This is a genomic window from Collinsella intestinalis DSM 13280, assembly GCF_000156175.1.
Lineage (GTDB): Bacteria > Actinomycetota > Coriobacteriia > Coriobacteriales > Coriobacteriaceae > Collinsella > Collinsella intestinalis.
Genome location: NZ_GG692710.1, coordinates 810,720 through 823,090, shown reverse-complemented (window position 1 = coordinate 823,090; position 12,371 = coordinate 810,720). Strand labels below are relative to the sequence as shown.

The window sequence follows — 12,371 nt, the reverse complement described above, 5'->3', positions numbered from 1 at the left end:
TTGTCATGAGAAGACGCATCATCGCCCTGGCCCTGGCTGCGACGCTCGCCGTCGGCGGCGGCGCCGCGTATGCCTGGGAGAGTCGGCTGACAGATGAAGATGTGCCTTTCGTGGGCTATCCCACGGCGCAAGAGGTGTCGAGCTGGCAGCTCATGCGGGGTCAATACGAACGCAGCGTCGACCGCGGCGAGTCGGTCGCCCCGGTGTTCGGGTCTTCGGAGCTCAACCCGGGGCCGGCGGGCTTCTCTCATCCGGGCAACCTGCTTGCTCCCGGTACCTACGATGTGGGCGCGCTGATGGCGGGCCGCGCGGGTTGCGCGGACCTGTGGCAGGCAATCGAGATCGGTGCCTTTGCCTCAGTGGCGGATGCCCCGCGCCGCGTGGTGCTTTTCCCGAGCATCCAATGGTTCATGACGTACCGCCGCCCCGCGCGTGATTTTCCCGACGTATATTCATCCGGGGCTTTCGAGGCGTTCATGGCGAATGGCGATATATCCGATGGGTTGAAGCGTCGCGTGGCTCAGCGCGCGGCCGAGTACGGCGCCGGAGAGCCGGCGAACGAGGGGCCCGTCGAGCGCATCGTGCGCGATGTGGATGAGGCGGCGAAGACCCTTGCATCCGATGTACGCCTCGCTCACGACCTGGCCCTCGACGGTCGGGGTTCTGGTGTTGCAGGCGACGCGACCGCCCCGCGTCCGCCCCGCGCGACCGGCGGCCCCGATTGGGACGCGGTGTTCACCGAGGCCGATCGCGCCGCCCGGGCTCAGGCGACGGGCAACGACCTTGGAATGAGCGACGCCTGGTACGGCAAGCATTTCAAGACGTGGCTGGAGGGCGCGAACAAGAGCTGGAAGGTGCGGGGTGACGAGTACTTCAGCTCGCAGGAGTTCGAGGACTTCAAGATGGTTCTCAATGTGTGCCGTGAGACGGGGGTCGAACCGCTCATCGTGATCCAGCCCGTCAAGGGAGCGGCCTACGACCAGACCGTTTACACGTGTGAGGTCCGTCAGCAGTACTATCGCATGGTGCGCGATGCGGCCGCCGATGCGGGATTTCAGGTCGCGGATTTCTCCGGCCATGAGTACGACCGATATTTCCTACGCGATTACTCCCATCCCTCGGAGCTCGGGTCGGCGTACTATTCGAAGGCCATTTACACCTTCCTGAAAACCGGTTATGCCGACACCGGTCCGTCTGGAGACGTCCTGTTGGCGGGTGCTTGAGTGCGCGCGGGAGGGCGAGCGGCCGTGTGATGGGTTCAAAAGATTGGGTATAAGGCCCAAAACCGTGTGGCACCCGAGGTCTCGATGGACCGCGGGTGCCGCCCTCATGTAAGGATGCCCATGTTCGACGAGAAATCGCGCCGCGCCGCCTCGCTGATCGCGTTCGGCGTTTGTCTCTATGCCGCCGTCATGCACCTCGACGTGGTGATCGGCGCCTTGTCCGCCGTCATCAACATCTTCTTCCCGGTGCTGCTCGGCCTTGGATTCGCCTTCGTGCTGAACGTGCCCGTTTCGGGCATGGAGCGCATGCTCGGCCGCCTGGTCGAGCGCCTCCCGGAGGAGAAGCGTCCTCAGCCTGGTCTTGTGACCGTGGTGAGCATCGTGCTGGTGCTCATCGCCATCGCTGGTGTGGCCGTCATGGCCGTCACGATGCTCGTGCCCGAGCTCATCGCCTCCGCTCGCACCGTCGCGCCCCTGCTCGCCGAGCGCCTGCCCGAGATCGAGCGCGTCCTGGCGGCCGAGGGCGTGGACGTGGACAAGCTCATGGCCTGGCTACAGCCCGCCGCCGGTTCTGCCTCCCGCTCGCAGGGCCTGCAGGGCCTGATGAACTTCGGACTCGGCTCCATCGCCACCTCGGTGTTCGCCGCTGCGCGCTCCACCGTCTCGGTTGTCTCGAGCACGGTGTTCGCCTTCGTCATCGCCGTGTACGTTCTGGCGAGCAAGCGCGTGCTCGGCCGTCAGGTCAACCGTATGATGGATGCCCATCTCGCCCCGCGACACGCATCGCGCATCCGCCACGTCGCGGCGTTGGCAACCGATACGTACTCCAAGTTCCTCTCGGGGCAGTGCCTGGAGGCGTGCATCTTGGGCACGCTTATCTTCATCGCGTTCTCCCTCTTCCGCCTGCCGTATGCCGGGCTCATCGGCTTCCTCACCGCGGTCTTCGCCTTCGTGCCGTATGTGGGCGCCTTCGCGTCGTGCGCCATCGGCGCGTTCCTCACCCTGCTTGCTTCGCCCGGTCAGGCGATCATCTGCGTGATCGTGTACCTGGCCGTCCAGTTCGTCGAGAATCAGTTTATTTATCCCCATGTGGTGGGTTCCTCCGTGGGCCTCTCCGCGCTGTGGACCCTCATCGCCGCGCTCGTGGGCGGCAAGCTCTTCGGCATCGTGGGCATCGTATTCTTCATTCCCATCGTGGCGGTGCTCTACGAGCTCGTCCGCCAGTGGACCAACACCCGCCTCGCCGAGCGCATGGCCGCGGGCGAGCTCTCGGAATAGGCCTTTGGGCTGATTCGCCCGCTGGCACTACCGGTGCAGCGGTTCGCGATTTCCTGGCGGCCCGTCTCGCCGATGCCACATAAGGTCTTTGTATCGCGTCCCCACGTTCGCCTAAACGCGGGGAATGTGGGTACGAAAAGCGAATATGACATCACGTGGATAGGCTGCGCATGATCGAGATTCGCGACATCACCAAGACATATAAGACCGGGGACCTGGTCCAGCGCGCCCTGGACGGTGTCTCCGTCACCTTTAGGGAGAGCGAGTTCGTGGCGGTTCTGGGCCCATCGGGTTCCGGCAAGACTACGTTCTTGAACATATTGGGCGGCTTCGACCACGCCGACTCGGGCGATATCGTGGTGAACGGAACCTCGACTCGTGACTATACGGATGCGGAATGGGACACGTACCGCAACCACCGCGTGGGCTTCATCTTCCAGAGCTACAACCTCATTCCGCACCAGACGATCCTGGCCAATGTGGAGCTCGCGCTCACGTTGGCGGGCGTGGACCGCGCTGAGCGGGAGCGCCGTGCCCGCGCCGCGCTCGAGCGCGTGGGCCTGGGCGCGCATGTGAACAAGAAGCCATCGCAGCTCTCGGGCGGCCAGATGCAGCGCGTCGCCATCGCACGAGCGCTGGTGAACGACCCCGAGATCGTTCTCGCCGATGAGCCCACGGGCGCCCTCGATACCGAGACGGGCATCCAGGTGATGGATCTGCTCGCGGAGGTCGCGCGCGAGCGGCTCGTGATCATGGTCACGCACAACCCGCAGCTCGCCGAAGATTACGCGACGCGCATCGTGCGCATCAAGGACGGGCGTCTTGCCGGGGACACGTGCCCCGTGCCGGAGGATGAGGTCGAGGCCGCGCGTGCGGCCGCCGTCGCCCATCCCGACGAGGGCTCCGCGCACCGCTCGTCGATGGGCTTGCTCACGGCGCTCTCCCTGTCCTTCAACAACCTCATGACCAAGAAGGGCCGCACCATCATGACGGCTTTCGCCGGGTCGATCGGCATCATCGGCATCGCGGCGATTTTGGCGCTCTCCAACGGAGTGAACGGCTACATCGCCAAGGTCGAGCAAGACACATTGTCGAGTTATCCGCTCACGATCGCGCGGCAGAGCTACGACCTCACGAGCATGATGACGGGGGATGCCGGCACACCTGAGGAAGAGGTGTCCGGGGATGGGGCCGACGGCTCCGAGGCGCCGTCTGCCGACGCCGACGGAGGCCGCAAAGTCGACCTGAAGGAGCCTATTCCGATATTCACGATGCTCTCCGATATGTTCGCGAGCGTGAAATCCAACGATATGGCGAGTTTCAAGGGCTTTTTGGATAAGGACGCCAAGGAACTCGATGGCGAGGTTTCGGCCATCCAGTATGACTACGGCATCACACCGCTCGTGTATCGATCCGATACCTCGGAGGGGCCGGTGCGCCTGTCGCCCAACGCAATGACGACCGCCATGACCGGCGGGGCGTCGAGCGCCGCGATGGCGGGCACCATGATGACGGGCACTACGGCGTTCAACGAGATGATCGACAATCCCAAGCTGCTCGACGAGCAGTACGACGTGGTCGCCGGCCGATGGGCCAAGGCGGCCGATGAGTGCGTCCTCGTGCTTTCGCCTCGTGGCAAGATATCGGACTTCACGTTGTACAGCATGGGCGTGCTCGACCCCGCCGCCCTCGATCGCATGGTCGAGCGCACCATGAGCGGCTCGGGGGAGGTGCATGTCCCCGAGGTCGATGCGGATTTCACCTACGACGACGCGCTCGGCACGACGTTCAAGGTTCTCGCCGCTTCCGACTCGTATCGCCGCAACGCCGAGACGGGTGGTTGGACCGACATGTCCGACGACGCCTCGTTCATGGCGGACCAGGTGAGCCAGGGCCTGGACCTCAAGATCGTGGGTATCGTCCAGCCGAGTCCCACGGCAAAGTCCGCCGCGCTCTCGCAGGGCATCGCCTATACCAGCGGCCTGACCGACGAGCTCATGAAGCGCGCTGCGAATTCGGAGATCGTGCGGGCACAGCTCGCCGAGCCCGAGGTTGATGTCTTCACCGGGAAACCGTTCGCAACGTTGCAGGAGGAGGCCAAGCGCGGCGTTGATTTGGCGAGCCTGTTCTCCGTGGACGAGGCGGCGTTGCGTGCGGCGTTCAAGGTCGATACGTCCAAACTCGGTGCGGGGCTCGATCTTTCGGGCTTCGATTTCGCGGGGCTCGACATGGGCGGGGTGGACATAGACATCTCCGCCGCGCTCGATTCGGTCGATCTCTCGACCATCTTGGGGGATGTCCCGCCTCTCGATTTCGACGGGATCCTGGGCGAGCTTGGAAAGGACCCGGTCCTCGATGAAAACCAGCTCAAGCAGGTCATGGATCTTTCGAGCGAGTTCGTACGGCGATTCGTGACGGAGTGGCTCGCGAGACCCGGTCAGGGTCTCGATCCGAGCTCCCCGGATTTCGGTCGGGATCTCGTCGGGCAGTTCATCGCGTATGCCGAAAGCGATGCGCCCGAGGGCGGCGCCGCCCTGCTGGAGCGGGTTGCGGCCATCGCGGGCGAGCCCGTCGCGAACCGGCTCGAGGAGATCGTCCGGGCTTATGTCGAGAGCGACTTCGCCGCGTACGTCAAAAAGGCGCTTGACGATATCGCCGCCCAGATCGGCGGCGAGCTCTCCACCGCTATCGGCGCGCAGCTCCGGGAGGGCCTGGGTCGGGCAATGGCGGCGATGGCCCCTCATCTCGCCCAGCGTCTTGCTGCCAACATGCAGCAGGCGTTCTCGGTCGACGGCGGGGCCTTCGCGCGCGCCATCCATTTCAACATGGATGCGGAGGACCTCTCTTCCCTCATGGCGAGCTATGCCAACGCCGGCAGGCTCACCTACGACAACAACTTGGCGACGCTCGGTTACGCCGATGCGGCCGACCCGCAGGCGGTCAGCATCTATCCCATTGACTTCGAGGCCAAAGACGCGGTGCTCGGGGCGATCGACCGTTACAACGAGGATATGCGCGCCGCGGGGGAGGACGATAAGGTCATCGTCTACACGGATTACATGGGCGTGCTCATGGGCAGCGTGACGAGCATCGTCAACATGATCTCGCTCGTGCTCATCGCTTTTGTGAGCATCTCGCTCGTGGTGAGCTCCATCATGATCGGCATCATCACCTACATCAGCGTGCTCGAGCGTAAGAAGGAGATCGGTATCCTGCGCGCGATGGGCGCCTCCAAGCGCAATATCGCCAACGTCTTCAACGCCGAGACCTTCATCGAGGGCCTCATCGCGGGCGTGCTCGCCATAGCGGTGGTCGTGGCCGTCTCATTCCCCGTGAACGCGTGGGCGCTCGCCGTGCACCACGTGGAGAACGTGATGCGCCTGCCCATCTCATCGGCTCTCATCCTCATCTTCATCAGCGTGGCCCTCACCGTCATGGCCGGGCTCATCCCCAGCCGCAGCGCCGCCCGCCGCGACCCCGTGGAGGCTCTTCGCAGCGAGTAGCCTCAATTTAGGGACAGTCCCTAAATTGAGGTTCGGCAAGGGGATGGCAGCTTGGGTTCCGCGAGGGGCGGCGTCGGATTTCGTAGATTCCGCACGAGCAGAAGCATCCAGTGGACGCTTCGTCGCGAGCAGGACTTGACCGAGCGAAATCCGACGCTGCCCCTCGGCGGAGCAGGCAACGCCCTTCACCTGCAAAAACATTGCGAAGACAATATGGAGACGCCCGCGGGCGTGTATACTAATCAAGCTGTGTTCACTAGGAGGATTCTACCTAGGCCATCTACCTGCGCAAATGGGTTGCCGCGCACAAGAGGTCAAAGCGAATGCAAGGAGTGGCGCGCAAGTCCGTATGTGGTCCTCTAGGGGCACGCGCAAGGGGCGCGTGCAATGTCCCAAGACCACCGAGAGTTGGAGATCGAATGATCAACATGATTCTCGGCCGCAAGATCGGCATGACCCAGGTTTGGGACGAGGACGATAACGTCGTCCCCGTCACGGTCATCCAGGCTGGCCCCTGCACCGTCTCGCAGGTTAAAACTGAGGCGACCGACGGCTACAACGCCGTCCAGATCGGCTTCGGCGACATCAAGTCCAAGCACGTGAACAAGCCCATGGCTGGTCACTTCGCTAAGGCTGGCGTCGAGCCCGTCCGTTACCTTCGTGAGGTCCGCGTCGAGAACGGCGAGGAGCACAAGGTCGGCGACGTCGTCACCGTCGCTGATTTCGAGAACGTCGCCAAGGTCGACGTCATCGGTACCTCCAAGGGTAAGGGCTTCCAGGGTCGCATTAAGCGCTGGAACCAGCGCCGCGGTCCCATGACCCACGGTTCCCACATCCAGCGTCACCCCGGCTCCATCGGCCAGTGCGCTTACCCGGCCCGCGTCCTCAAGGGCGTCAAGATGGCCGGCCACATGGGCAACGCCCGCGTGACCGTGAAGAACCTCTCCGTTGTCCGCATTGATGCTGAGCAGAACCTCATGCTTGTCAAGGGCGCTGTGCCCGGTGGCAAGAACGGTCTGGTCGCCATCCGCATGGCGTAAAGGAGGACCGTCGCTATGTCTAAGTTTGAAGTGAAGAACGCCGAGGGCAAGCAGGTCGCCGAGGCCGAGCTCGCCGACGCCGTGTACGGCATCGAGCCGAACATCCACGTCATGCACCACATCGTCAAGTGCCAGCAGGCCTGCTGGCGTCAGGGCACCCAGTCCACCAAGGGCCGTTCCGAGGTCTCCGGTGGCGGCAAGAAGCCTTGGCGTCAGAAGGGCACCGGCCGTGCCCGTCAGGGCTCCATCCGCGCCGCTCAGTGGCGTGGTGGCGGTGTGATCTTCGGGCCCAAGCCCCGCACCTACGTGAAGCGCATGAACAACAAAGAGGTCAAGCTCGCCATGCGCTCCGCCCTGTCCGCCAAGCTTCGCGACAACGAGCTCGTTCTCGTTGACGACTACGGCTTCGAGAAGCCTTCCACCAAGGCCGCCGTTGCCATGCTCAAGGCTCTGGGCATCGAGGGCAAGCGTCTGACCATCATCGTTCGCGAGGATGACATCAACGCTTACCTCTCCTTCCGCAACATCCCCAAGACGTTCATCATCACGCCTGCCGAGGCCAACACCTATGACCTCGTCAACAACGGCGCTCTGCTGATGCCCGCCGACATCGCCGCTCACTTCGGGGAGGTGCTCGCCTAAATGACCGCTCACGAGATCATCATCCGCCCGATCGTGTCCGAGCGTTCCTACTCCGCCATGGAGGAGAACAAGTACACCTTCGAGGTTGCCAAGGACGCCAACAAGTTCCAGATCAAGGACGCCGTCGAGGAGATCTTTGGCGTGAAGGTTGTTCGCGTTAACACCCTGAACGTCAAGCCCAAGACCAAGCGCGTTCGCTATGTTGCTGGCAAGACCCGTTCTTGGAAGAAGGCCATTGTCACCGTGGCCGAGGGTCAGACCATCGAGGTCTTCGGCACCCAGGCGTAATTCACGCCTCTGTTAGTTCTTGACGCTTGCCTCTTCGAATGGGGGAGGCAAGCTCAAGTGCTCCGTGCGTATTAATAGGAAACGCCCGGAGCCGTGGTAATCCGGTGTCACTGCATCCACGATCCCGGCTTGCAGTGGCCAACGGACCGATATGAAAGGGATAAGGAATGGCTGTAAAGCACCTTAAGCCGACCAGCGCCGGCCGTCGCTGGCAGACGATCGCGGACTTCTCCGAGATCACCTGCACCACGCCCGAGAAGTCTCTTCTCGAGCCGCTGCCGGTCAAGGCCGGTCGTAACAACGCCGGTCGCATCACCATGCGCCACCAGGGTGGCCGCGTGAAGCGCCAGTACCGCGTTATCGACTTCAAGCGCAACAAGGACGGCGTGCCGGCCAAGGTCGCTACCATCGAGTACGACCCGAACCGCTCCGCTCGCATCGCCCTGCTCCACTACGTGGACGGCGAGAAGCGCTACATCCTGGCCCCCAAGGGCCTCAAGGTCGGCGACACCGTCATCTCCGGTGCCGGCGCCGACATCAAGCCGGGCAACGCCATGCCGCTGTCCGAGATTCCCGTGGGTACCCTCATCCACGCCATCGAGTTCCAGCCTGGCAAGGGCGCTGCTATCGCCCGTTCCGCTGGTACCGCCTGCCAGCTCATGGGTAAGGAGGGCAAGTACGCGATCATCCGCATGCCTTCCTCCGAGATGCGTCGCGTTCTCGTGACCTGCCGCGCCTCCATCGGCGAGGTCGGCAACTCCGAGCACGCCAACATCGTGATCGGTAAGGCCGGCCGTCATCGCAAGATGGGCGTCCGCCCGACCGTCCGTGGTACCGTCATGAACCCGGTCGATCACCCGCACGGCGGTGGCGAGGGTCGCTCGCACACCTCCGGTCGTCCGTCCGTCTCTCCGTGGGGCACCCCGTCCAAGGGCTACCGTACCCGCAACAAGAAGAAGACGTCCAACGACCTCATCATCCGTCGTCGCAAGAAGTAATCGATACCCGTTAGGAGAAAGCACTTATGAGCAGAAGTCTCAAAAAGGGCCCGTTCGTAGAGGCGCGCCTCCTCTCGCGTATCATCGCGATGAACGAGGCTGGCAAGAAGGACGTCGTGAAGACCTGGTCCCGCGCGTCCACCATCTTCCCCGAGATGGTCGGTCACACCATCGCCGTTCACGACGGCCGCAAGCATGTTCCCGTGTACGTCACCGAGTCCATGGTTGGTCACAAGCTGGGCGAGTTCGCGCCCACCCGTACCTTCCGTGCGCACAAGGCCAAATAGGGGGTTTAGGTAAATGGCTACTACTTCCACCGAGACCCGCGGGGTCCGCGCCACGGCTAAGTACGTGCGCGTTTCCCCCGGCAAGGCTCGCCTCGTGATCGACCTGATCCGCGGCAAGAACGTCGCTCAGGCCTTCGATATCCTCCACTTCTGCACGCGCTCCGTCGCCGTGGACGTGGAGAAGGTCCTGCGCTCCGCCGTCGCCAACGCCGAGCACAACAACCAGATGCGCGCCGACGACCTGGTCGTCAAGGCCGCTTATGTCGACGAGGGCCCGACGCTCAAGCGTATCCGTCCTCGTGCCAAGGGCTCCGCTTCCCGCATCCTGAAGCGCACGAGCCACATCACCGTCATCGTTGCTCCTCGAAAGGAGGCTTAAGCGTCATGGGTCAGAAAGTCTATCCCACTGGCTTCCGCCTCGGCATCACCGAGAACTGGCGCTCCCGCTGGTTCGCTGAGAAGGATTACGCTAAGACTCTCGGCAACGATATCGAGATCCGTCGCTTCCTCGAGAAGCGTCTCGCCCGCGCCGCCGTCTCCCGCGTTGAGATCGAGCGCGCCGGCGACAAGGTGAAGGTCATCATCCTCACCGCTCGTCCTGGCGTCGTCATCGGCAAGAAGGGCTCCGAGATCGACGGTCTCCGCACCGAGCTCGAGAAGGTCGCCGGCGTCTCCAAGGGCAACCTGTCCGTCGACGTGATCGAGGTCAAGCGTCCCGAGCTCGACGCCGTGCTGGTGGCTCAGTCCATCGCCGAGCAGCTCGAGGGCCGCGTCGCCTTCCGTCGCGCCATGCGCAAGGCCGTTCAGTCCGCTCGCAAGGCCGGTGCCAAGGGCATCCGTATCCAGTGCTCCGGTCGTCTCGGCGGTGCTGAGATGGGTCGCCGCGAGTGGTACCGCGAGGGTCGCGTGCCGCTGCACACCCTCCGCGCCAAGATCGACTACGGCACCGCCACCGCCCGCACCACCATGGGCTCCTGCGGCGTCAAGGTCTGGATCTATCAGGGCGAGAAGCTCCCGGGTCAGCCTGTTCCCAACATGGCTCTCGAGGGTACCTCCCGTCCGCGTCGTCGCAACAACGATAGGAGGAATCAGTAATGCTCGCTCCTAAGCGTATTCTTCACCGCAAGGTGCAGCGTGGCTCCATGAAGGGCCAGGCCAAGGGCAACACCGAGCTCCATTTCGGTGAGTACGGCATCGTCGCTCTCGATCGTCACTGGATCACCAACCGTCAGATCGAGGCCGCTCGTATCGCCATGACCCGCTACATGAAGCGTGGAGGTAAGGTCTACATCACCATCTTCCCCGACAAGCCCATCACCAAGAAGCCCGCGGAGACCCGCATGGGCTCCGGTAAGGGTAACCCCGAGGAGTGGGTGGCCGTCGTCAAGCCGGGTCGCGTTATGTTCGAGATCGCCGGCGTGTCCGAGGAGATCGCACGCGAGGCCCTGCGTCTTGCCCAGCACAAGCTGCCGATCAAGACCAAGATCATTACCCGCGCTAAGAACGGGGAGGACAAGTAATGAAGCCCGCAGAGATTCGTGAGCTTTCCGACGAGGCCCTGGCTGAGAAGCTGAAGGATTGCCGCGCCGAGCTCTTCAACCTTCGTTTCCAGATGGCCACCAGCCAGCTGGACAACACCGCTCGCGTGACCACCGTGAAGAAGGACATCGCTCGTGTCCTCACCGAGCAGCGTGCCCGTCAGATCGCAGCGGAGAAGTCCGCTGCCACCGAGTAGCACAGGAGTAGATAATGGCTGAAGCAACTGAGCGCAACGCGCGCAAGGTCCGCCAGGGTATCGTTTCCTCCATCATGGGCAACAAGAGCATTGTTGTGACCACCACGGAGCGCAAGCGTCACCCCAAGTACGGCAAGATGATGACCAGCACCAAGAAGTTCCACGTCCACGACGAGGAGAACACCGCTGGTGTCGGCGATACCGTCCGTATCATGGAGACCCGTCCGCTGTCCGCCACCAAGCGTTGGCGTCTCGTCGAGATCATCGAGCGCGCCAAGTAAGCTTGTCGATGTAAGTTTTCCGGTGATGTGCGCCCGCTCGGATACCTCGGGTATTCACCAAGGGCGGTCGCACCTCTCACTGGCCTAGCTTCGGAAAGGTTCCAACCATGATTCAGATGCAAACCATGCTGAACGTTGCCGACAACTCCGGTGCGCGCAAGGTTCGTTGCATTAAGGTGCTGGGCGGCTCTAAGCGCCGTTACGCCGGCATCGGTGACGTCGTCATGGCCGCCGTCCAGGAGGCCACGCCTGGCGCGAACGTCAAGAAGAAGGATGTTGTTCGCTGCGTTATCGTGCGCACCGTGAAGGAGGTCCGCCGTAAGGACGGTTCCTACATCCGCTTCGATGACAACGCTGCCGTCGTCATCAACAAGGATGGTTCGCCTGTCGGCACCCGTATCTTCGGGCCCGTCGCTCGCGAGCTTCGTGACAAGAAGTACATGAAGATCGTCTCGCTCGCACCCGAGACCCTATAACGTAAGGGAGAGACCACTATGTCTATGTCCATCAAGAAGGGCGACAAGGTCGAGGTGCTCTCCGGCAAGGATCGCGGCAAGCAGGGCGTCGTCCTGCGCGCGCTGCCTTCCGAGGGCAAGGTCATCGTCGAGGGCGTCGCCGTCGCCAAGAAGGCCGTCAAGCCCAACGCTGCCGGTCAGCAGGGCGGCATCGTCGACAAGGAGATGCCGATCGACGTCTCCAACGTCCAGCTCATCTGCCCCGAGTGCGGCAAGCGCACCCGTGTTGGCCACGAGGCTGGCGAGCTCGACGGTCACAAGACCAAGCTCCGCATTTGCAAGAAGTGCGGTCACAAGTTCTAAGATTTAGCATCTAGAGCGCCTTCGTACCCCCTGGACTGCCTCACGCAGTTCAGGGGGTATTTCGTTTTTATGCCTGAAATTGATAAGTGTACGTTTTGGGGGAAGTTTTGGGGCTGTTCGGTCGAAATCAGGGTCGATGCCAAATCCTATCCTGGGCAAACATCGAGTGATCCGATTCCAATATCTGATTTACAGGTAAAACCTCCCCCAAAACGTACACTTTTAAAAAGTGAATCGAACCTTCTATGAGAGGGTTCACTAAGAGTTTCTTCTTACAT

15 protein-coding genes are annotated in these 12,371 nt (G+C 62.7%); all 15 read left to right on the top strand.

Going from position 1 to position 12,371, the window contains the following annotated elements; all coding sequences use genetic code 11:
* The first annotated feature begins 5 nt into the window (after positions 1–5).
* The 15 genes from dltD (at position 6) to rplX (ending at position 12,093) form a co-directional block, all read left to right on the top strand.
* Positions 6–1,223, top strand: a complete 1,218-nt coding sequence (gene dltD / locus COLINT_RS03830; RefSeq protein WP_006723056.1) for a D-alanyl-lipoteichoic acid biosynthesis protein DltD — start codon at positions 6–8, stop codon at positions 1,221–1,223.
* A 120-nt stretch (positions 1,224–1,343) separates the two neighbouring features.
* Entirely contained in the window at positions 1,344–2,501 is a 1,158-nt protein-coding gene (locus COLINT_RS03825) for an AI-2E family transporter (RefSeq protein WP_156780321.1), read from the top strand.
* Positions 2,502–2,671: 170 nt separating this feature from the next.
* Complete coding sequence (locus tag COLINT_RS03820; protein WP_006723053.1) at positions 2,672–6,004, top strand: ABC transporter ATP-binding protein/permease; 3,333 nt, start codon at positions 2,672–2,674, stop codon at positions 6,002–6,004.
* A gap of 419 nt (positions 6,005–6,423) precedes the next feature.
* A complete protein-coding gene (gene rplC, locus COLINT_RS03815; protein WP_006723052.1) occupies positions 6,424–7,044 on the top strand; it encodes a 50S ribosomal protein L3 in 621 nt (206 codons plus the stop codon).
* A 15-nt stretch (positions 7,045–7,059) separates the two neighbouring features.
* Complete coding sequence (gene rplD, locus COLINT_RS03810) at positions 7,060–7,686, top strand: 50S ribosomal protein L4 (protein WP_006723051.1); 627 nt, start codon at positions 7,060–7,062, stop codon at positions 7,684–7,686.
* Positions 7,687–7,974: a 50S ribosomal protein L23 gene (gene rplW, locus COLINT_RS03805; protein ID WP_006723050.1), complete on the top strand. Its 288-nt coding sequence runs from the start codon at positions 7,687–7,689 to the stop codon at positions 7,972–7,974.
* 167 nt (positions 7,975–8,141) lie between these two features.
* A complete protein-coding gene (rplB, locus tag COLINT_RS03800; protein WP_006723049.1) occupies positions 8,142–8,972 on the top strand; it encodes a 50S ribosomal protein L2 in 831 nt (276 codons plus the stop codon).
* 26 nt (positions 8,973–8,998) lie between these two features.
* Positions 8,999–9,259, top strand: a complete 261-nt coding sequence (gene rpsS / locus COLINT_RS03795) for a 30S ribosomal protein S19 (RefSeq protein WP_006723048.1) — start codon at positions 8,999–9,001, stop codon at positions 9,257–9,259.
* A gap of 13 nt (positions 9,260–9,272) precedes the next feature.
* Positions 9,273–9,638 carry a 50S ribosomal protein L22 gene (gene rplV / locus COLINT_RS03790; protein WP_006723047.1) on the top strand — a complete coding sequence of 122 codons (366 nt, stop codon included), beginning with the start codon at positions 9,273–9,275 and terminating at the stop codon, positions 9,636–9,638.
* A 5-nt stretch (positions 9,639–9,643) separates the two neighbouring features.
* Positions 9,644–10,354, top strand: coding sequence for a 30S ribosomal protein S3 (gene rpsC, locus COLINT_RS03785; protein ID WP_006723046.1), 711 nt, complete (start codon positions 9,644–9,646; stop codon positions 10,352–10,354).
* Entirely contained in the window at positions 10,354–10,779 is a 426-nt protein-coding gene (gene rplP / locus COLINT_RS03780; protein WP_006720292.1) for a 50S ribosomal protein L16, read from the top strand. The genes rpsC and rplP overlap by 1 nt, the downstream gene beginning before the upstream one ends.
* A complete protein-coding gene (rpmC, locus tag COLINT_RS03775; protein ID WP_006723045.1) occupies positions 10,779–10,994 on the top strand; it encodes a 50S ribosomal protein L29 in 216 nt (71 codons plus the stop codon). The genes rplP and rpmC overlap by 1 nt, the downstream gene beginning before the upstream one ends.
* Positions 10,995–11,008: 14 nt before the next feature.
* Complete coding sequence (gene rpsQ, locus COLINT_RS03770) at positions 11,009–11,275, top strand: 30S ribosomal protein S17 (protein ID WP_006723044.1); 267 nt, start codon at positions 11,009–11,011, stop codon at positions 11,273–11,275.
* Positions 11,276–11,382: 107 nt separating this feature from the next.
* A complete protein-coding gene (gene rplN, locus COLINT_RS03765; RefSeq protein WP_006720295.1) occupies positions 11,383–11,751 on the top strand; it encodes a 50S ribosomal protein L14 in 369 nt (122 codons plus the stop codon).
* An 18-nt stretch (positions 11,752–11,769) separates the two neighbouring features.
* Complete coding sequence (gene rplX, locus COLINT_RS03760) at positions 11,770–12,093, top strand: 50S ribosomal protein L24 (RefSeq protein WP_006723043.1); 324 nt, start codon at positions 11,770–11,772, stop codon at positions 12,091–12,093.
* Positions 12,094–12,371: the final 278 nt, after the last annotated feature.

What these genes read in the sequence shown, in the direction of transcription:
- dltD (WP_006723056.1), top strand. Translation starts at nt 6, where the DNA reads ATGAGAAGACGCATCATCGCCCTGGCCCTGGCTGCGACGCTCGCCGTC.
- COLINT_RS03825 (WP_156780321.1), top strand. Translation starts at nt 1,344, where the DNA reads ATGTTCGACGAGAAATCGCGCCGCGCCGCCTCGCTGATCGCGTTCGGC.
- COLINT_RS03820 (WP_006723053.1), top strand. Translation starts at nt 2,672, where the DNA reads ATGATCGAGATTCGCGACATCACCAAGACATATAAGACCGGGGACCTG.
- rplC (WP_006723052.1), top strand. Translation starts at nt 6,424, where the DNA reads ATGATCAACATGATTCTCGGCCGCAAGATCGGCATGACCCAGGTTTGG.
- rplD (WP_006723051.1), top strand. Translation starts at nt 7,060, where the DNA reads ATGTCTAAGTTTGAAGTGAAGAACGCCGAGGGCAAGCAGGTCGCCGAG.
- rplW (WP_006723050.1), top strand. Translation starts at nt 7,687, where the DNA reads ATGACCGCTCACGAGATCATCATCCGCCCGATCGTGTCCGAGCGTTCC.
- rplB (WP_006723049.1), top strand. Translation starts at nt 8,142, where the DNA reads ATGGCTGTAAAGCACCTTAAGCCGACCAGCGCCGGCCGTCGCTGGCAG.
- rpsS (WP_006723048.1), top strand. Translation starts at nt 8,999, where the DNA reads ATGAGCAGAAGTCTCAAAAAGGGCCCGTTCGTAGAGGCGCGCCTCCTC.
- rplV (WP_006723047.1), top strand. Translation starts at nt 9,273, where the DNA reads ATGGCTACTACTTCCACCGAGACCCGCGGGGTCCGCGCCACGGCTAAG.
- rpsC (WP_006723046.1), top strand. Translation starts at nt 9,644, where the DNA reads ATGGGTCAGAAAGTCTATCCCACTGGCTTCCGCCTCGGCATCACCGAG.
- rplP (WP_006720292.1), top strand. Translation starts at nt 10,354, where the DNA reads ATGCTCGCTCCTAAGCGTATTCTTCACCGCAAGGTGCAGCGTGGCTCC.
- rpmC (WP_006723045.1), top strand. Translation starts at nt 10,779, where the DNA reads ATGAAGCCCGCAGAGATTCGTGAGCTTTCCGACGAGGCCCTGGCTGAG.
- rpsQ (WP_006723044.1), top strand. Translation starts at nt 11,009, where the DNA reads ATGGCTGAAGCAACTGAGCGCAACGCGCGCAAGGTCCGCCAGGGTATC.
- rplN (WP_006720295.1), top strand. Translation starts at nt 11,383, where the DNA reads ATGATTCAGATGCAAACCATGCTGAACGTTGCCGACAACTCCGGTGCG.
- rplX (WP_006723043.1), top strand. Translation starts at nt 11,770, where the DNA reads ATGTCTATGTCCATCAAGAAGGGCGACAAGGTCGAGGTGCTCTCCGGC.